At 48.7% G+C, this 18,383-nt stretch carries 19 protein-coding genes and 1 pseudogene; 14 read left to right on the top strand and 6 right to left on the bottom strand.

Annotated features, from left to right (window positions below):
• The first annotated feature begins 521 nt into the window (after positions 1 to 521).
• A complete protein-coding gene (locus tag HGBM_RS29975; RefSeq protein ID WP_081590312.1) occupies positions 522 to 1,097 on the top strand; it encodes a sce7726 family protein in 576 nt (191 codons plus the stop codon).
• On the opposite strand, the gene HGBM_RS25895 is transcribed toward HGBM_RS29975, so the two are convergent.
• Positions 1,030 to 2,166: a beta family protein gene (locus HGBM_RS25895; RefSeq protein WP_019123993.1), complete on the bottom strand. Its 1,137-nt coding sequence runs from the start codon at positions 2,164 to 2,166 to the stop codon at positions 1,030 to 1,032. The genes HGBM_RS29975 and HGBM_RS25895 overlap by 68 nt on opposite strands.
• 152 nt (positions 2,167 to 2,318) lie before the next feature.
• On the opposite strand from HGBM_RS25895, the gene HGBM_RS25890 reads away from it, so the two are divergent.
• The 3 genes from HGBM_RS25890 (at position 2,319) to istB (HGBM_RS25875) (ending at position 5,132) form a co-directional block, all read left to right on the top strand.
• A complete protein-coding gene (locus HGBM_RS25890) occupies positions 2,319 to 2,918 on the top strand; it encodes a hypothetical protein (protein ID WP_019123992.1) in 600 nt (199 codons plus the stop codon).
• Positions 2,919 to 3,216: 298 nt separating this feature from the next.
• On the top strand, positions 3,217 to 4,398 hold the full coding sequence (gene istA / locus HGBM_RS25880; RefSeq protein WP_019123990.1) for an IS21 family transposase: 1,182 nt from the start codon (positions 3,217 to 3,219) through the stop codon (positions 4,396 to 4,398).
• Positions 4,395 to 5,132: an IS21-like element helper ATPase IstB gene (gene istB, locus HGBM_RS25875; protein WP_019123989.1), complete on the top strand. Its 738-nt coding sequence runs from the start codon at positions 4,395 to 4,397 to the stop codon at positions 5,130 to 5,132. Before istA (HGBM_RS25880) ends, istB (HGBM_RS25875) begins: the two co-directional genes overlap by 4 nt.
• 184 nt (positions 5,133 to 5,316) lie before the next feature.
• Here istB (HGBM_RS25875) and istB (HGBM_RS28665) read toward each other — a convergent pair whose 3' ends face one another.
• From istB (HGBM_RS28665) to HGBM_RS25860, 5 genes are all read right to left on the bottom strand, one after another.
• A complete protein-coding gene (gene istB, locus HGBM_RS28665; RefSeq protein ID WP_261798209.1) occupies positions 5,317 to 5,874 on the bottom strand; it encodes an IS21-like element helper ATPase IstB in 558 nt (185 codons plus the stop codon).
• A gap of 12 nt (positions 5,875 to 5,886) precedes the next feature.
• On the bottom strand, positions 5,887 to 6,096 hold the full coding sequence (locus tag HGBM_RS32005; protein WP_019123987.1) for a P-loop NTPase family protein: 210 nt from the start codon (positions 6,094 to 6,096) through the stop codon (positions 5,887 to 5,889).
• Positions 6,093 to 7,136 (bottom strand): IS21 family transposase, encoded by a 1,044-nt coding sequence (gene istA, locus HGBM_RS28660; RefSeq protein WP_019123986.1) that lies wholly within the window; start codon positions 7,134 to 7,136, stop codon positions 6,093 to 6,095. Before istA (HGBM_RS28660) ends, HGBM_RS32005 begins: the two co-directional genes overlap by 4 nt.
• Positions 7,118 to 7,282, bottom strand: a complete 165-nt coding sequence (locus HGBM_RS32680) for a terminase gpP N-terminus-related DNA-binding protein (protein WP_390621048.1) — start codon at positions 7,280 to 7,282, stop codon at positions 7,118 to 7,120. The genes istA (HGBM_RS28660) and HGBM_RS32680 overlap by 19 nt, the downstream gene beginning before the upstream one ends.
• Positions 7,283 to 7,435: 153 nt before the next feature.
• Positions 7,436 to 7,792 carry a helix-turn-helix domain-containing protein gene (locus HGBM_RS25860; RefSeq protein ID WP_261798208.1) on the bottom strand — a complete coding sequence of 119 codons (357 nt, stop codon included), beginning with the start codon at positions 7,790 to 7,792 and terminating at the stop codon, positions 7,436 to 7,438.
• A gap of 98 nt (positions 7,793 to 7,890) precedes the next feature.
• Between HGBM_RS25860 and HGBM_RS32675 the strand changes: the two are divergent.
• From HGBM_RS32675 to HGBM_RS25810, 10 genes and pseudogenes are all read left to right on the top strand, one after another.
• A pseudogene (locus HGBM_RS32675) lies at positions 7,891 to 8,010 on the top strand (ATP-binding protein); the annotation flags it as partial.
• A 9-nt stretch (positions 8,011 to 8,019) separates the two neighbouring features.
• A complete protein-coding gene (locus tag HGBM_RS31995) occupies positions 8,020 to 8,364 on the top strand; it encodes a magnesium chelatase subunit ChlI family protein (protein WP_019123984.1) in 345 nt (114 codons plus the stop codon).
• Between the two features lie 176 nt (positions 8,365 to 8,540).
• Complete coding sequence (locus tag HGBM_RS25850; RefSeq protein ID WP_035288149.1) at positions 8,541 to 10,115, top strand: N-acyl-D-amino-acid deacylase family protein; 1,575 nt, start codon at positions 8,541 to 8,543, stop codon at positions 10,113 to 10,115.
• Positions 10,116 to 10,171: 56 nt separating this feature from the next.
• Positions 10,172 to 11,398 (top strand): MFS transporter, encoded by a 1,227-nt coding sequence (locus HGBM_RS25845; protein WP_019123982.1) that lies wholly within the window; start codon positions 10,172 to 10,174, stop codon positions 11,396 to 11,398.
• A 93-nt stretch (positions 11,399 to 11,491) separates the two neighbouring features.
• Complete coding sequence (locus tag HGBM_RS25840) at positions 11,492 to 12,388, top strand: alpha/beta fold hydrolase (protein ID WP_019123981.1); 897 nt, start codon at positions 11,492 to 11,494, stop codon at positions 12,386 to 12,388.
• 525 nt (positions 12,389 to 12,913) lie between these two features.
• Positions 12,914 to 14,500 carry an ABC transporter substrate-binding protein gene (locus HGBM_RS25830; RefSeq protein WP_245553077.1) on the top strand — a complete coding sequence of 529 codons (1,587 nt, stop codon included), beginning with the start codon at positions 12,914 to 12,916 and terminating at the stop codon, positions 14,498 to 14,500.
• A gap of 22 nt (positions 14,501 to 14,522) precedes the next feature.
• The gene (locus HGBM_RS25825; RefSeq protein ID WP_019123978.1) at positions 14,523 to 15,515 is read left to right on the top strand and encodes an ABC transporter permease; all 993 of its coding nucleotides are present in this window, start codon (positions 14,523 to 14,525) and stop codon (positions 15,513 to 15,515) included.
• Positions 15,512 to 16,327: an ABC transporter permease gene (locus HGBM_RS25820; protein WP_019123977.1), complete on the top strand. Its 816-nt coding sequence runs from the start codon at positions 15,512 to 15,514 to the stop codon at positions 16,325 to 16,327. Before HGBM_RS25825 ends, HGBM_RS25820 begins: the two co-directional genes overlap by 4 nt.
• A gap of 48 nt (positions 16,328 to 16,375) precedes the next feature.
• Positions 16,376 to 17,320 carry an ABC transporter ATP-binding protein gene (locus tag HGBM_RS25815; protein WP_019123976.1) on the top strand — a complete coding sequence of 315 codons (945 nt, stop codon included), beginning with the start codon at positions 16,376 to 16,378 and terminating at the stop codon, positions 17,318 to 17,320.
• Entirely contained in the window at positions 17,310 to 17,918 is a 609-nt protein-coding gene (locus tag HGBM_RS25810) for an ABC transporter ATP-binding protein (RefSeq protein WP_019123975.1), read from the top strand. Before HGBM_RS25815 ends, HGBM_RS25810 begins: the two co-directional genes overlap by 11 nt.
• Positions 17,919 to 18,383 lie beyond the last annotated feature (465 nt).

Raw genomic sequence — 18,383 nt, 5'->3', positions numbered from 1 at the left:
GAACCCAAAGATACTTCGAAATTCGTCAAGGTTGGCGAACCGCCTAGTGCGGAACCGCATGCTAGGTGGTGTGAGAGGTCGGGGGCTAGCCGCCCCCTCCTACTCGATTTATTGTGGACGTAATCCTCCGATACAAGAATAAAAGATCATGTCATTGGAAAACGTGAAATTGGATCTAAGTGTCTCCGATCCAGCTTTGACCATCATGGCATTGAAGTTCGGAGGGTTTATACTCGGGTTGATAGTTGTGCTTATCATCGTGGAAGTTTTCGTGCCGAAAATCTTAAAAGGGATTTGTCGGGCCGTTATCGGATTGGGCGGGATTTATTTATTCGCAATGTGGCTAAGCTGAGTGGCTTTTTTGTCATACGAATGCCCGCAATATGTGAAAGGAACTTTTTCTTTCACGAACCCCTTCCATTCCGCCTCGGAAACGGGGCGGGGTTTTTGTGTTAAGCAGGAATAAAGCATCAAACGTCAAATCATATTAAGGTTAAGAATTCAAGGAACGGGAAGTAACTATGGAAAAATTAAGGGACTCTGATGTTCGAGAAGTTCTTCTTGGAAAGTTACAAACTAAACATAGTAAAGAACCAGATACTTTAATAATTAATGAGATGGGAGTTTGTCTGGGTCAGTCACGGGTAGACATTGCAGTGGTTAACGGATTAATTCACGGTTATGAGATTAAGAGCGAAAGTGATACGTTAAGTAGACTATCAAGTCAGATGAATGATTACAATAAGGTTTTTGATAAAGTCACAATCGTTACTGCACATGATTACCTGGACAAGGTAAATAAGATGGTTCCTGATTGGTGGGGTATCATCGTTGTTACGAACATTAAAGGACAGGCAAGGATGAAATATACAAAAAGGGGAAGGAAAAATCCTTCGCAAGATCCTTATTCTCTTGTCCAATTACTTTGGAAAGATGAGGCATTGGCTGTTTTAAAAGAAAAAGGCTTGCACAAAGGTGTATTGAGCAAGCCCAAAAATGTGTTATATGAAAGACTGGCAACGAATATCCCTATGGGCGAATTGAAGCAACTGGTGTACCGGGCGTTGAAGAGCCGTGAAGGTTGGCGAGTTCGTTAATAACCAAAGTAAGATGGTGATTAACAGTGGCACGACGCCAAGTTTCATGGCTCCCTGTGCCAACACCGTTTTGTTGATGAGCGCAATCAAAAATGTACTGATCCCCATAAGAGTACCCTGCTCCACTGTAGTCTGGATGAGAAATAACATCACGAGCCAATGATATATATTGCTGGAAACCGCCAGGCCCTCTAGTTGTCATACCTCTAAAAATAAGAAACTTGTCACGAACGGTGTATCGAATTGTGGCAGCTACCTGCATGTATGAAGGATCAAAATCTCCATATGTGGGGTTGTTGATTGTATAATCACCAAATGTGGGAACCCGGCCCAAACCATTTTTGAATTTAATAATTTGTTCGTAAACATTCCATTCAATACGATCAATATCCATCGTGGTATTCGGCCTCATCCGTAGAATTGCAGGCATGGAAGTGCCGATGATACTAAAAGTACGCCATTGAGTTAAATGCGGAAATTGAATGATGTTTAGTATCGACTGAGAATAAGCTGTTGATGAAGTATCTCCCCCCAAAAAGTCGTAATCTAGCACTAAATCAACGTCTTTAGGTGTTAAGCCCATGAATGGCAGTAACCGATCAATATGGGTTGTGAGGGTGTTTAAATCGTTCAATTCACTACGCTTTACGCGCAGGCAAAAGCCCCGACCATAATGATTATTGACGTTTTTTAATGCGTCAAAAAAAGGATCGTAGTGTGCAACATTGGCGACTGGGATTGCTTTCGTACCATTATTTTCAATGTCATGGATGATATACTCCAAAAAGTGCTGTCCATTGCTCATTGAAAGTTGTTCATCAATCTCTAATTGGATGCAATCGATAAAAACTGGAGTGGGGGAATTCCAAGCCTGAGCTACTTCCTTTCCGATTCCATTTAAGTTTGCTCCTAATTTTGATGGCCGATCCTCATCCTCGTCATAGGATATTGGGGGGATCTCTAATAAAGGTGTCATGTTTTGCTTGAGTGGTTGGGCTAGAAATTCCAGGGCTTTTTGCTCTCCTCGTTTCCATTTTAGAACAGGTACATAGTGTTTGTAGTCAAACATGACTATTTCAACCTCCTACAAAAAATTGTTGATCGTAAAGTTTTTCTGTAAATTAGTACAAATATCCTGTTGTATGTCGGAAAATGTCGGACGAAAGTTGTAGGATAATGGTCTCTGGTGGCGAATTGTGGTGGGGGAGGCGATTTAATACCATGAAGTTTACTATTGATTTCGTGAGAAGACTTAGTTCTGAGAAGAGGCTAAAGGTCGACAATTGCTTTAAAACTATTAACGAGGAACGAAAAGTTTACGAAGATGACATGATATTTAAAAGTTATGAAGATGCCGAGTATTGGTTTTATGATAACTTAACTGCAGATATAGACGGTCAAGAATATCAGACAAAGCCAAAAATGTCCCTTCTCGGGTCGCCTATTTTCGTAATAAGACCTCACAGGATTTCTAAACCAAAGAAACACTTGATTACAAAGGAGGAGCTAAGAGAAGTTTTAATTAATGGGGATAATGAGGTTTATAATATGTTAGTGGTAGATTACGATGGATATCCTAAGTTGATTCAGAAACCTTCTCCAGCCTATGCTGTTAGACTAGAAGGCTATGCGGCCGGGAATAATTACGTTGGCAGAGAAAGTAAGCTTTATCACTTAGATGAGACATATAGGATATTACTAGAAGCTTGGTTACTTCATTTGACTAGCGGTCAGTCTATTTACAGAGATTATTTATCAGGCGAACTTCAAGAAGAAGAACTTATAGAGAAGATCCATGAAGCAATCGAAAAATATGTTTAACTCACAGGCACCCACGCGGTGCTTTTTTCATGAAGTGGGTGAAGTGTAGTGCGCCAGTTCATTGACCCAGAAACCGGCGAGATGTTCTACGAGGAGCAAATCCTATGCCGTCAAGGTGAAATAGTAAAGATATTCAGGCCAGTCGGCCGCAGCGCAAAATTCGTAAATATCAAAGCCATGTTAAAGTCGGTGTTAAAATCCCCAATATAGCCGGTTGAAAATTCCCCATCTAAAATGGAACCATAGCATTCATAAGATAAAGGAGCTATGGTTGTGGTAAGTAGAGGGGGATTTCTTTATGATCAAAGATTTATATCAAAACGGGATGAGTATCTCAGCCATCGCAAGAAAATTAGATTTAGATCGAAAAACTGTACGTAAGTACATAGAAATGGCAAGTTATCCAGTTTCCAGTCCCAAACGAAAACAGCGCCCTAGCAAGCTCGATCCGTTCAAACAGTATCTTGAAAAACGAATGTTGGAAGATGGAGTTTTCAATGCGGAGAAGTTACTGCTTGAAATAAAAAGGCAAGGTTATCTTGGGGGGAAAACAATACTTAAGGATTTCATAAAACCGTTTCGACAAAGAGAAAACAAAAAGTATACCTTACGGTATGAAACGAAACCTGGTGAGCAGATGCAAGTAGATTGGAAAGAGTTGGGGGAAGTTGATTTACAGGGCGTAAGAACCAAGCTATATATGTTTGTCGCAATTTTAGGGTATTCACGGATGAAGTATATGGAATTTACCCGATCACAAGATCAAGAACATCTCCTTCGGTGTCTCATCAATAGTTTTCAGTACTTTGGTGGCGTCCCTCAAAAGGTTCTCTTTGACAACATGAAGACGGTGACGGATGGACGTGAGGCTGGTCTTGTGAAATGGAACAAGCGGTTTGCCGAATTTGCATCTTACTATGGCTTTATTCCGAAAGTATGCAGACCATATCGGGCCCAAACCAAAGGAAAGGTTGAAAGAGCAATTCAATACATCACCAATCACTTTTATCAAGGAACATCGTTTGAAACGCTGGATGAGCTTAATTCAAAAGGATTACGGTGGTTAGATGCTGTGGGGAACCGTAAACCGAATCAGACGACTGGTGTTTCACCACAAGAACGATGGCCGGAAGAAAAACTATCTTCTCTTTCCGGAATATGCGATTTTGATACCAGTTATCGAACCTACCGACGTGTTTATTACGACGGTATGTACTCTTATAAAGGCGAGCACCGCATGGTGCGTCATGACTTAGCTGGTGAACAAATTTTGATAAAAGAAAGCTTAGATGGACTCATTAAGGTTTACTTTAAAGACGAACTGATTGAGTCGTACCGCCCATCACCAAAGCTTGTATCATTAGCTCAACAAATAAAAAAGAAACAGCAAAATATGGATCCCAACCGTGCTGTTTCTCAAATAAAAGTAGCTACCCGTCCATTAACTGAATATGATCGACTCCTACGAGGTGACCAATGAATCATTTAATAGACGAATATTGTAAGGCACTGCACCTGCCCACCATCTCAAAGAAATGGAGTTCCCTAGCAGAGCAAGCCTCTAAAAATAATGTACCATATTCCAGTTTCTTGTGCAGCTTATTGGAAGTAGAACTTGCCGAAAAACAAGAACGCTCTATGCAGACATTGCTTAAATTGGCGAGGCTGCCTTTCCGTAAAACAATAGACGAATTTGACTTTACAGCTCAACCTTCGGTAAATGAACGTAGGATAAGGGAATGCTTGAATCTATCATTCATGCGGCAGTATGAAAACTTAGTATTCTTAGGACCACCAGGTATTGGGAAGACTCATCTCGCTGTTTCTATTGGCCTTCAAGCCATAGCAGCAGGTTATAAGACCTATTTCATCAGTGCTCACGACTTGGTAACACAATTACGCAAAGCCGATCAAGAAAACAGATTGGAGCAGAAACCTCGTACTTTTGTGAAGCCGAGCTTACTGATCATTGATGAAATGGGCTATATGCGACTAAATGATTCGGGTGCCCACTATCTATTCCAAGTAATTTCACGCCGATATGAACGAGGATCTTTAATTCTGACGTCCAACAAATCCTTCGGTGAATGGGGCGAAATATTGGGCGACACGGTGATTGCGTCAGCGATATTAGATATGTTATTGCACCATTCAATAATTTTTAATATGGAGGGAGAAAGTTATCGGTTGAAGGAAAAGAGGGAGAAACTTTAGGAGCTCGTGCGAGCTCCTTCTGAGGAATTTTAAATCGGCGATTTTGGGGAAAATGAAACCGGCCTTGACATCTGTCAACTGCAAATGAAAATTCCCCATTATCTGCACTTGAATTTTCCCCATAATAGGCAAAATATTTGTTTGAATAATGCCCCCGAGGGGGCAGGCGGTGGGAAAATTCCGTTTATTCGGTTTTATCTTCAATTGACTCTGACCGAAAGAATCCAGCTTTTTTCTTTTCCTTGATGCGATAACTTTCGCCCTTAATGTTGATGGTGTGGGAGTGATGCAATAATCGATCAAGGATGGCGGTAGCAAGTACCGTATCTCCAAATATCTCTCCCCACGAACCATAAGACTTGTTCGAAGTAAGGATGATTGAACCGGTTTCATAACGCTCTGATACGATTTGAAAGAAGAAGTGCGCAGCTGTTTCATCCATTTTGCGATATCCAATTTCATCAATGATCAAGACATTCGGCTTAATAAATGTCCGCATTTTTTGTTTGATACTATTGTTTTGATGGGCAATTTGGAGCGTCTGAACTAAATCATGAGCGGTTGTAAAATAAACCGTCAAACCTTGTTTAATGGCTTCTAGAGCCAAAGCGACAGACAAGTGGGTCTTGCCGACTCCTGGCGGACCAAGCAAAATGAGATTCTCCTGTTGTTGTACAAACCGGAGGGTTGCCAAATCACGTATCCGTCTTTCATCAATTGATGGTTGAAACTGAAATCGAATTGCTCCAACGTTTTATGGTAAGGTAAATGAGCCAATCGTGTTTTTCATTCGGATAAATCGATCCCTCTTGGCCATGATTTCCTCTTGCAGAAGCTTGTCCAAGAACTCCAAATACGATATATTCTGAGCAGCAGCTTCTTCTGCGTGGTGGTGAATAATTTCCGGGATTCGTACCCATCCCATTTGCGTAAAGGCTTCTTCTAAACGGGCTTGGAGCATCATTGTACGATCACCTCCTCGTCAGCAAACTGCTCATAGACAGATAAATCACGTTCTGCCACTTCGGGGCTGGGATTTGGAACCAAACGCGGCATAGGTTGGGGAGCCTTCGCGCGACTTTGGGTTTGAATCCCCTCGAAGTGTTTTTTATTGGTCACGACTTGATTGGAACGAGCAGCTTTTTGATGTTCGGCGATGATCGTGTCACCCTGATAGATCCGAATAAAGCCATTTTGAAGATCTTGCACCTCTACCGTATGACCAATATAGGCATAGGGGACAGAATACCGGTTTCCTCCGTAAGAAACGAGTGAATCGTTCGATACTCTTCGAGTATGGCGTTCCACTTCTTCGAATGGAATCGGGTTAAGCGGCTTTAAATTTTCATGTTTCCACCGATCTACTGGCCTTTCATGAGTAGTGCCATGTATCCGTACATTGGCCACCGTATCCAACCAATGACGTACTTGCTCATTCAAGTCATGAAGGCTGGTAAACGTCTGAACGCGAGGCCAAAAATTCTTTCGCACATAGCCAACAGCATTTTCAACTTTCCCCTTTGTTCGTGCGCGGTAGGGGGCACAACGCCGCAGTGTAAGGCCGTAATGACTTGCAAACTGGGAGAAGCGTTCATTCCACAATACATGCCCTTGGTTGTCGTGGCCCGCAACGACGGTTTTCATATTGTCGTACAAGCATGTTTCCGGTCTGCCGCCAAAGTATTGCATGGCATGCAAGTGGCAGCCGATGAGGGTATCCAACCGTTCATTCTCTGTAAATTCCACATACAACATTCGCGAGTAACCCAAAACCATGACAAAGGCGTATAGCCGCTTATATCCACCATTCCACTCCACTTTGAAATGTCCCCAATCTACTTGTGCTTGGATTCCGGGTGGCGTTTCAAAACGTAGCGTTGCCTTGGTCATGACAACAGGACGCAGCGGTTCCATGAATGCACGCAGCAGTCGAATTTGCCCTGGATATCCCTGTGCTTTGATCTCATCAAATAAAACTACTGCGTTTAAGCAGCCTTCTTCCATTCTCGCTTTGATATAGGTTTTATACGGATCAAGGATACTGGTTTTTTGACGGTTCGCTGGTATTTCAAGGGTTCATCCTTTTTCAGCCACTTTCTGATTGTTTTTCGATCCCTCCCTAGTTCGTTCGCAATTTGTGTGTTGCTCATTCCTCTTTGTTTCATGTCTTTGATCAAGTAAAACTCCCCATTCTTTAGCATATTTCTCTCCTCCGGGGAGAGATTTTCTGCCGAAAGTGGGGAATTTTCAAGTGCCGTTATTGAGGATTTTAACAGTGCCGTTCACACATCTTTCTAAAAAGTCTAGTTTTGCAGGATGGATAGGTACTTGTCTAGGTTGATGGAAGGTATATACCTATCTGCTTCCCACGCATAAAGAGTACGGACATTAACACCGATTTCTTTTGCAAACTCACTCTTCGTCATACCGTGGTAAAGCCTTGCTTTTGTTATTTTTTGGCCCAGCGTATCTTCCGGCAAGTTTTCGTAGCAGCCGAGATAAGCAACAGTTACACCAAGAGCATGGGCATATAGTCGAAGGGCGGAGGGAGTTGGAACTATTTGACCTGTCTCGGCCAGACGAATAGAAACGACACTTATTCCTGTCTTTTTGGAAAGATCAACCTTAGTCATGTTTTTTGATTCACGCGCAATTTTCAGCCTGGCTCCAGGAGTATTTTCATCTAATGTTTCCTTATTTGGAGTTACATCACGTTTCTTAATAATTCCAAAGTTATTATCTTCACCGTTGTCCGTGCGGCTACTTTGGCTCCCGCGAACAGCAGAACTGCACCTGTACGCCGGAGCAAATCCAGCGGTACCGCTCGCGTCTGTCCGGGCCGCTATTGGACCGGATTGACATTCATCTGGAAGTGCCGAGGGTCCCGGTGGAACTGCTCGGCGAGCGGAGAATGGAAGAGCCGTCGGAAGAGATTCGTCGCCGAATAGAGCACGCCCGCGCCATCCAACAGGAGCGCTACCGCCAGCGCAGCCACTTTCCCTTTAACAGCGGGATGAACGGAAGGGAAATTCGCTCCCATGCTCCGTTAGACCGGGAGGGCCAGGAATTGCTCCGTTTGGCATTTGAGACGATGGGCCTGAGTGCCCGCGCTTACGACCGAATCCTCCGCGTATCGCGGACGATCGCTGATCTATCCGGGGCTGAGCGCATCGAAGCCGGGCATGTGGCAGAGGCGATTCGCTACCGGGTGTTTGATCGGGCAGTAACCTAGTTGTCGGTCGCGGAAATGAACCATGACATCGGATGAATATTCAGAATATGTAAAGAGACTGGAAGCATGCGCTTCAATAAAAACACATATGATGAAGTGTAGGCTTCACAGGAGTGCAGGGTGTTTTCCCTTTCACCTGCCGACAGCATGCAAATAAAGAGAGCGAGGTGTTTGCCATGAAGAGAATTCTGCGAAATTGCCGAGTGTATGATGGTACCGGCAATTCTTGGTATGAAGCGGATATCGCGATCAGCGGGGAGCGTATTGAACGAATCGGTAACGTGGCCGGGTTTACGGCAGAAGAAGAGATCGACGTTCAGCTGCTGGCGGTTGCACCTGGTTTTATCGATATTCATACCCATTCCGATAACGCGCCGTTCGTTCCAGAGTTGTCAAAAGGGAAAATTCTGCAAGGAGTAACAACGGAAGTAATCGGCAACTGCGGTATGAGTGCATATCCTGTCAATCCTGCAAATGCTCACTTGTTAAAGCAGTATGTAAGCAGTATTTTTGGAGAAATTGAATGGAGCTGGCATTCACTCTCCGAGTATGCGAAGGTCTGCTCGTCAATGGGAATGGTGACGAATCTAGTCCCATTAGTTGGACATGGAGCCGTCCGTATTGCTGCTATGGGATTTGAAAAACGTCCTCCAACGACGAAAGAAATGGAAACGATGAAGCAACTCGTGGCGAAGACAATGGAAGAGGGAGCGTTCGGACTCTCCAGCGGGTTAATTTATCCGCCGGGTGTTTTCTGTTCCACGGAAGAATTGATCGAGCTCTCCCGTGTAGGTCGAGAACATGGCGGAATTTATGCAACTCACATGCGAAACGAGTCGGACCAGGTTGTGGAAGCCGTGGAAGAAACCATCGCGATTGGGCGAAGCGCTGCTATCCCGGTACAAATCTCCCATCATAAGGCGGCCGGCAAGCAAAATTGGGGCAAACCAAAAATTACCGTAGCAATGATCAAGCAGGCGAGAGCGAACGGAATCGACGTCGACATGGATCTGTATCCTTACACGGCTGGCAGTACACTGCTGTCCGCATTGTTGCCCCCCTGGTGCCACGAGGGAGGGGTTCAGGAGATGTTGCAGCGACTTCGCGATCCTGAAATTAGACAGAAGATTGCGAATGATATGGAATGCGGAATTCCCGGTTGGGAAAATATCGCTAAAAATGCAGGTTGGGATCAGGTATTCATCGCTTCAGCCAAATACCGCAAAGAACTGGAAGGCAAAAGCATGAAGGACATCGCACGGGAGCGTGGTCAGGATCCTGTAACGGCTCTGTGTGACATTTTGATCGATGAAGAGGGGATCGCGACGATGGTCATATTCATGATGAGTGAAGATGATGTTCGCTTTATCATGAAGCAGTCCGAAACCATGATCGGATCGGACGGGATCCCCGACCCGGGAAAAACGCACCCCCGCTACTTTGGCACCTTCGCAAGGGTCTTGGGTCATTATACGCGGGATGAAAAAGTCCTTTGCCTGGAAGATGCCATCCGGAAAATGACTTCCCTTCCCGCGAAAAAACTTGGCTTGCAGGATCGAGGGATGATTCGTGAAGGCTCATTTGCTGACCTCGTTGTGTTCGATCCAAACATCGTTGCAGATGCCGCCACATATGACTCGCCTTCCGAAACAGCGATCGGGTTTCACCACGTCTTTGTAAATGGAACTCCCATTGTCCGAGACGGAGAATTCCAGTTGGTGAAGAAAGGAAGGTTTATTAAAAAGGCATAGGGAAGTTGTCCGCAACATCGGTATCAGTCCATTCGCTTCATGGGAGGGGGATCATTATGAGCCGCATTGCAACTTTGGCCGGAAATAACTATTTTATTCTCTTTCTGCTTTTTTTCGGCTGGATTCTTGCATACCTTGACCGGATGGTCATCAGTGTTGCCTTGACCTCGATTGGAAGCGATTTGCACCTAGAGGCAGGTTCATTAGGGATTGTCCTCAGCAGTTTCTTTGCCGGCTATGCCTTGATGCAGATTCCGGGCGGCTGGTTGGCTGATACGTACGGATCGAAAAGAGTCATGATTGTGGCACTGATCATGTGGTCGCTGTTTACCGCATTGACAGGGGCGGCGTGGTCATTCATGTCGTTACTGGCCATTCGTTTTTTGTTTGGTATCGGTGAAAGCGGATTTCCGTCGGCAAGTTCCAAGGCGATAGCTGAATACTTCCCAAAAGCGGGAAGAGCAAAAGCGCAATCAGCCATGTTGTCGTCGAATGCGTTCGGTGCCGCCCTCGCTCCTTTGTTTGCAGCTCCCATGATGATTTGGCTGGGTTGGCGAAAAATGTTCGTGGCCATTGCGCTGGTAGGATTCGTTCTCGCCATTGTTTACGCGATTTTCCTGCGCGGGCCTGCCCAAAGGGGAGAGGACAGCTCGAATCCATCTGACAAACGCATGTCTCTGAAAGATTTGCTGCAGACACCGACCATGTGGAAACTTGTGGTTGCCTGGTTTGGATTGGATGTCGTGCTATGGGGTTTTGCATCCTGGCTGCCTTCTTATCTGTTAAAAGTCCGAAACCTGGATTTGCTGCAGGCGGGTTTTGTCGCTTCCCTGCCTTTTTTCGCCGGAGGGATTGCGATGATTCTCGGGGGCTGGTTGGTAGACAGGTACTTTGCAGGCCGTGAGAAGTATTTTGCCATCGTGGTCGAAATAGCAGGGGCACTGTTCCTGTATCTCATGTTTACAACCAAGGGGCTTGAAACGGCTATACTCTACCAGATTTTATCCGCATTCTTTCTTTATGCCGGATTCGCGGGGATATGGTCTCTTCCTTTAAAAATCCTTCCGACCGAAGTGATGGGGTCCGCCTCTGGCATGATCAATTTTGGAGGACAGGTGGCCGGTTTTGTTTCACCCATGGTGATGGGCTTTTTAATCAGCACATTTAACGGCTCCTATGACGCCGCTTTTTGGTTCCTCGTTCTTTCCGCTGTTATTTCGATCATTGCCTGTATGACACTCGGCAACGCGCAAAAATCGCTGCAAACGAAAGTCACCGGTTAGGGAGAAATCTGCGCAGGGATTTATCGCCGAGAAATTGGCGCAGGTATCCTTTTTTTCACAGCTCTTATCTCACCTATCCTGGGGGGGCGCAATATGTTTGCGAATGTGAATGGAACCAGACTATTTTTTGATGTAGAAGGAGTCGGTTACGTACCGAATGGTCCGGCTCTCCGGCAGAAGCCGGTTTGCTTTGTCTTACACGGAGGACCGGGAGGAGATCATACAGGATTCAAACCGCACATGACACCGCTGTCTGAGTGGATGCAGCTGGTGTATATCGACAACCGCGGAAGCGGCTTGTCTGATCGCCCCCATCAGTCGACCTATACCTTGGAACAGAACGTTGAGGATGTAGAAGCCTTGCGGGAACATCTCGGATTGGAGAAAATCGTTTTGTTGGGCCATTCATACGGCGGGATGGTAGCGTTGTGTTACGCAATCAAATATCCCCAGCATACATCCGCTCTCCTGCTCGTGACGACATCCCCCAGCTATCGTTTCATCGAAAGGGCAAAACAGATTCTGCTTGAAAAAGCGACGTCCGAACAGCAGAAAATGGCGCAAGTCCTTTGGGAAGGTGCTTTTGAATCTGATGAGCAGCTATTACAGTACTACGAAGTGATGGAGCCTCTGTACGCCTATTCCTGGAATCCCAATCCGTCCCAAGAAGAATTGCGGAAGAGAAAGGATGCACAAAGGAGATCGAAACGCAACCATGAAGCGATTAATCAGGGGTTTAAAGGATTCCTGAAAACGTTTGACGTGACCGATCAACTTGCCTCGATATCGTGCCCGGCTTTGATTGTTTCCGCCCGTCACGATTGGATAACTCCGGTTGAGGAGTCCCTTGTACTCGCCGAAAAAATTCCGGACAATGAGCTTGTCATTTTCGAAAAGAGCAGCCACAGCGTCTTTCGGGATGAATATGAGCGTTTTATCGAGACGATATCGTCGTTCGTCAAAAGAAAGTTGGTTGACAGATTGATCTAAAAACGTAAATATAGCTACATAATGCATTGAAAGGATGTGTCTGAGAGACATCCTTTTTATTTTCCATGTGATTTATTACTATACGGTTTCGAAAACATGTAATATAGTAGGTTTGTTGGCTTCCGCGATCAGCCGATCATCTACATGCGGCATGGCGGGATGGTCCATACCGTTCCCTCCAAGAAGAACCTCACTCCCTATTCTCATGATGATCGACAAGAATGGTTGTTGTCCCCCTAAATGCAGCCATATACTTCTATAGAGAAGGTACAGTGTTAGGAATAAGAAAGCGAAAGAATCCTATATCGGCAATAAAATGCAGCTTTCATTTGACAAACGTCCCTATCGAGCCGTGCCCCGATGCGGCGCTCCCGTGCCAGGCTGGTCACGAGGCATCAAGATGAAACCAAACGGCAGCTTGTCTTTTCTTGCGGGCAAAAAACAAATTTCACTGAGGTTGAAAATGAAGTGGTCGTTTGGATTGGAGAGGTTTTGAAAATGTGTAAAAAATGGTTATTTATCTCAATGTTATCATTACTGACATTCTCTCTCTTGCTCTTAACCGGTTGTGCACCCGCAAAAAATCAGGGGAGTGCGGCGGAAGCAGCGCACCGGAAGGATGAATTGGTGCTGGCGATTGGCTACGAGCCGGAAGATGGCTTCGACCCGACTACCGGATGGGGACGTTACGGTTCGCCGCTGTTCCAAAGCACCCTCTTAAAACGGGGTAACAATCTGGAGATCGTAGACGATTTGGCAACGGGATACGAAGTAAGCGACGACGGGTTGGTTTGGACGGTCCATCTTCGCGATGATGTAAAATTCTCGGACGGTCAGCCGTTGACGGCTGAAGACGTGGTGTACACGTACGAGACAGCTTCGAAAAGCGGTTCGGTGCTTGATCTTGGCGTGATGAAACGAGCAGAGGCGACCGATCCTTATACAGTCAAGTTTACGCTTCACCACCCACAATCCACCTTCGTCAATGTGCTCGCCGCCACAGGGATTGTTCCCAAGCACGCCCATGGCGAAGACTACGCCAAAAAACCGATCGGATCTGGACCTTACAAGCTGGTGCAGTGGGATGTGGGCCAGCAGTTGATCGTCGAGGCCAACCCCGAGTACTACGGACCGAAGTCGACCTTTACAAAACTAACCTTTCTCTTCCTGAATGAGGATGCGGCATTTGCCGCTGCCAAAGCAGGTGAGGTGGACATGGCTTTCGTCCTGCCGACTGTCGCCCGGCAGGAGGTGCCGGGCATGCATCTCGTAGCCGTAGACAGCGTGGACAACCGGGGGATTCTCTTTCCCACAGTAGGCTCCGGAGGAACAACGAAGGACGGCGCTCCCATCGGCAACGATGTGACTGCCGACATCGCGATTCGCAAGGCGATTAATCTGGCTGTGGACCGGCAGAAACTGGTTGACGGGATTTTGGAAGGCTTTGGCACGCCTGCCTACTCCGTGGCTGACGGCATGCCTTGGTGGAATCCGGATACGGTGATGGAGGACGGCGATGTGGAAGGGGCCAGAAAAATTCTCGAAGAGGCCGGGTGGAAGGATACCGACGGTGACGGAATCCTGGAGAAAGGCTCTCTGAAGGCAGAGTTTACGCTCATCTATCCTGCTGACGACGAAACGCGCCAATCGCTCGCCATCGCAGTGGCTGACATGCTGAAACCCCTGGGCATCAACATGAAAGTGGAAGGAAAAAGCTGGGACGATATCGAGCACATGATGCACGCCAATGCCGTGCTGTTTGGTTGGGGCAGCTATGATCCGCTGGAGATGTACAACCTGTACAGCAGCAAGACGGCAGGGGTCGGTTGGTACAATACCGGTTTCTACGCCAACCCTGCAGTGGATGAATACATGGAGAAGGCGCTCGCGGCGACCAGCGAAGAAGAGGCGCTGGGCTACTGGAAAAAAGCACAATGGGACGGAAAAACGGGATTCAGCGCCAAGGGGGACGCACCCTGGGCCTGGTTAGTCAACCGACAGCACCTGTATCTGGTACGGGATGGCCTGGATATCGGCAAACCAAAAATCCAGCCCCACGGACACGGATGGCCCATTACAGACAACATTGTAGAATGGTCTTGGAAGGAATGACGGGCGAGGGGGAGAAGTCGGGTTGGACGTCAGGGGCTTTGGTTTTTTTCTTTTGCGAAAACTGCTTAGAATGGCAACATTGCTAATCGCTTTAAGCGTGCTCTCCTTCTGGCTGGTCAGCTGCTCCCCCCTGGACCCGGTGCAAGCATACGTCGGGGCCGACATGACGAGAGTAAGTCCCGAGCAGCGGGAGGCGATTGCCGAGTACTGGGGACTGAACCAGCCGCCGCTGATGCGGTTTTTCCATTGGGGTTCAGCGGTCCTCCACGGAGATTTGGGAACTTCGATGATGTTTCGGCGTCCGGTTGCAGAAGTGATCGGTGAACGTTTTCTGGCTTCGCTGGCCTTAATGAGTGCGGCCTGGCTGTTTTCCGGGGTGCTGGGATTTACGCTTGGCGTTATTGCCGGAATGAAACATGGCACCTGGGCGGATCGCTTCATCAAGTGGTATTGCTTTACCCTTGCTTCTACTCCTGCGTTTTGGCTGGGGCTCTTGCTATTGATGGTATTTGCCGTATGGCTGGGATGGTTTCCGGTAGGCTTGGGGGTTCCGGCTGGGAAGCTGGCGGGCGAGGTGACGATCGCCAATCGGATCTATCATCTCATCCTGCCTGCGCTTACCCTGAGTATTCTCGGCGTGGCCAATGTCGCCCTGCATACGAGACAAAAGCTCGTGGATGTACTGGCCAGCGATTATGTCCTGTTTGCCAGGGCCCGGGGAGAGGCAGGGCTGCTGCTGTTTTGGCGGCACGGCCTGCGCAATGTAGCCTTGCCCGCCGTCACGATACAATTCGCTTCCTTCGGTGAACTGGTCGGAGGGACCGTTCTGGCGGAACAGGTCTTCTCCTACCCTGGGCTTGGACAGGCTGCGGTTGCGGCGGGATTGCGGGGGGACGTGCCGCTGCTCCTGGGGATCGTCCTGTTCACCGCCCTTTTCGTATTCGTCGGCAACCTCGCTGCGGATATCATCTACCGCCTGGTCGATCCGAGGATGAGGAAGGGGGAGACGGCGTGAACCGCAGGCAGAAAACCCTGATATCCACTTTGCTTGCCGCTTTACTGTTGACCGGTGTCATCGCATGCGGGCTGCTGCTCGGCGATGAGCGGATCACGACAAATTTGGAGGCGAGAAATGCATCCCCCTCGCTTGCTCATCCGTTTGGGACGGATTGGCTCGGCCGGGACATGTTTGTCAGGACGGTGAAGGGACTGACCGTAAGCATGGGTGTGGGCGTCACCGCTGCCGCAGCAAGTACGGCGGTTGCCCTCACTTTGGGGATGCTGGCGGCAACGCTGGGCAAGGCTGTCGATGCCGCTGTCTCCTGGTTGATCGATTTGTTTTTGGGCGTTCCTCACCTTGTCGCCCTCATACTGATTTCGTTTGCGCTGGGCGGGGGAATGAAGGGGGTGGTAGCCGGCATTGCGCTCACCCATTGGCCAAGCCTGGCGCGGGTGATCCGGGCTGAGGTCATGCAGCTTCGTTCGGCCGAGTTTGTCCAGATATCCCGGCGGCTGGGCAAATCGCGATGGTGGGTGGCGAGCCGTCACATGCTGCCCCATCTGATCCCGCAGCTGTTCATCGGCTTCGTGCTGCTGTTTCCCCATGCCATTTTGCACGAGGCCTCGATCAGCTTTCTGGGCTTTGGCCTGCCCCCGCACCAGCCGGCGATTGGCATCATTCTCTCCGAATCGATGCGATACTTGACGACAGGCATGTGGTGGCTTGCATTTTTTCCGGGGCTGTCCCTGCTCGTCATCGTGAGGGCCTTCGATGTCCTTGGCGACAATCTGCGCATGCTGGCTGATCCGCATCGCGCCCATCAATAATCGGTGGTACACGGGCAAAACGAAGTGAAACAGAGGGGAGGAAGGAATGTGCGAACCCAGTCAGCGACCGCACCGATCCTCGAGGTGCAGGACCTGTGCGTATCATTTGTGCAGTATACCAGCGGCCTTCGCCAGAGGTGCCTGGAGGTGATCAGCAGTCTTTCCGTATCGATTTACCCTGGAGAAATTCTGGCTGTAGTAGGTGCAAGCGGTTCTGGCAAGAGCTTGCTGGCCCATGCCGTGCTTGGGCTTCTTCCGGGTAATGCCGTCACCTCCGGCTCGATCGTTTTTGCCGGTCAAAAGCTGACTCCAAAGCAGCAGGCATCGCTGAGAGGGCGGGAGATCGCGCTGATCCCGCAGTCCGTCAATTATCTCGATCCCTTGTTGCGAGTGGGCAAGCAGGTGCGTACGGCTGTGAATGGTGGCAATGCCGCCCGCATCCAGCGCGAGGTGTTTGCCAGGTACAAGCTGCCTCCTGATACAGAGCGGCTTTTTCCCTTTCAATTGTCAGGCGGCATGGCCCGGCGTGTACTTGTCTCTACCGCATTGGTCAGCGGTGCCCGGCTGGTGATCGCTGATGAGCCGACGCCCGGGCTTGATGAAGCGGCGATCGAGGAAACGTTGGGGTATTTTCGGGAACTGGCAGACGAGGGACGCGGCGTGATGCTGATCACTCACGATATTGAAACAGCGCTCAGGGTCGCTGATCGCATCGCCGTCTTTTATGCGGGCACGACAGTCGAGACCGCACTCGCGACAGATTTCACCGGAGAGGGCGAGGCGCTCCGCCATCCCTATACCAAAGCGCTGTGGAGAGCGCTGCCGCAAAACGGTTTTGAGCCGATTCCGGGGTCTCAGCCGCAATCCCATGCGCTGCCTGCCGGATGCCTATTTCAGCCCCGCTGCCCCGTGGCCACGCCGGAGTGCGCTTCCAGCCGTCCTGAGGTGCGGGATGTGCGCGGGGGAACTGTGAGGTGCATCCATGCGTCTTGAAGCGAAGCAGATCGGGTTTCGCTATGGCCGTGACCGCTGGGTGCTGCGAGGGGTTGACATCACGATCCATACAGGTGAAGCGGTCGCGTTGGTGGGGCCGAGCGGCTGCGGCAAAACGACGCTGGGACGGATCCTGGCCGGTTATGAGCGCCCCCATGAGGGCAGCGTGACACTGGACGGGGAACCTCTGCCGACAAAGGGGTATCACCCTGTTCAGCTTGTCTTCCAGCATCCCGAGAAAGCAGTCAATCCGCGCTGGCGCATGCGCCGTACTCTGATGGAGGGCGGGGAGCCGGACGAAGCGCTGCTCGCAGCGCTCGGGATCCAGCAGGAGTGGCTGAGCCGCTGGCCGAATGAGCTGTCGGGAGGAGAGCTGCAACGTTTTTGCGTAGCGCGGGCGCTGAGTCCGCACACCCGCTTTATCATTGCCGATGAAATGACTGCGATGCTCGATGCGATCACGCAGGCGCAAATCTGGCGCGTAGTGCTTGAGCATGTCCAGAGGCATGACATGGGCCTGCTCGTGGTAAGCCACGAAGCCAGCCTGATCAAGCGGCTTTGCAGCAGGGTCATCGATCTGAGACAAATTTCACAGTAACGCTTCCAACATACGGCCCGCCAGCAAGGCGGGCTTTTTTGTCACCGGCTGCAGTCAGCAGAAGCGGGCTGCATGATCTGAGCAACGAACCGTGCGGCTCTCGCATCAGAACGACCAGAGATTTCGTTGCATGAGTTTCATAAAAATATGGAAAAATTTGTAACGACTTACCGGGATGGTCAGTCTTTATTTATGGAAGGAACTCACTAGCGTTGCATAAAAAATAAGCTCAATACTTATCAGAGTATTCGGAAATTACAACTCCGAAACCAAAAGCGACAGCATCCAAACAAAAGGTAGCTACTGTCCATTTGGTAGTTTTATGCATTTATGACAAAGGAGACACCGACAACCAAAGTCCTAATTACTTCTCTGTCAGCCTCTGGATGTTCGTTTGGACTGGTAATCCATTCTGTTCATCCATTCTTCAAACGTTTGCCAGAGAAACACTTGTGCCATCTACTT

The organism is Brevibacillus massiliensis (assembly GCF_000311785.1).
Taxonomy (GTDB): domain Bacteria; phylum Bacillota; class Bacilli; order Brevibacillales; family Brevibacillaceae; genus Brevibacillus_C; species Brevibacillus_C massiliensis.
Note: the sequence above shows the minus strand (reverse complement) of the source record. Positions and strands in the feature narration are given on the sequence as shown.

Coding starts and splice junctions, on each gene's coding strand:
- HGBM_RS29975 (WP_081590312.1), top strand. CDS start 522: ATGGAAAAATTAAGGGACTCTGATGTTCGAGAAGTTCTTCTTGGAAAG.
- HGBM_RS25895 (WP_019123993.1), bottom strand. CDS start 2,166: ATGTTTGACTACAAACACTATGTACCTGTTCTAAAATGGAAACGAGGA.
- HGBM_RS25890 (WP_019123992.1), top strand. CDS start 2,319: ATGAAGTTTACTATTGATTTCGTGAGAAGACTTAGTTCTGAGAAGAGG.
- istA (WP_019123990.1), top strand. CDS start 3,217: ATGATCAAAGATTTATATCAAAACGGGATGAGTATCTCAGCCATCGCA.
- istB (WP_019123989.1), top strand. CDS start 4,395: ATGAATCATTTAATAGACGAATATTGTAAGGCACTGCACCTGCCCACC.
- HGBM_RS32005 (WP_019123987.1), bottom strand. CDS start 6,096: ATGATGCTCCAAGCCCGTTTAGAAGAAGCCTTTACGCAAATGGGATGG.
- istA (WP_019123986.1), bottom strand. CDS start 7,136: ATGGAAGAAGGCTGCTTAAACGCAGTAGTTTTATTTGATGAGATCAAA.
- HGBM_RS32680 (WP_390621048.1), bottom strand. CDS start 7,282: ATGAGCAACACACAAATTGCGAACGAACTAGGGAGGGATCGAAAAACA.
- HGBM_RS25850 (WP_035288149.1), top strand. CDS start 8,541: ATGAAGAGAATTCTGCGAAATTGCCGAGTGTATGATGGTACCGGCAAT.
- HGBM_RS25845 (WP_019123982.1), top strand. CDS start 10,172: ATGAGCCGCATTGCAACTTTGGCCGGAAATAACTATTTTATTCTCTTT.
- HGBM_RS25840 (WP_019123981.1), top strand. CDS start 11,492: ATGTTTGCGAATGTGAATGGAACCAGACTATTTTTTGATGTAGAAGGA.
- HGBM_RS25830 (WP_245553077.1), top strand. CDS start 12,914: ATGTTATCATTACTGACATTCTCTCTCTTGCTCTTAACCGGTTGTGCA.
- HGBM_RS25810 (WP_019123975.1), top strand. CDS start 17,310: ATGCGTCTTGAAGCGAAGCAGATCGGGTTTCGCTATGGCCGTGACCGC.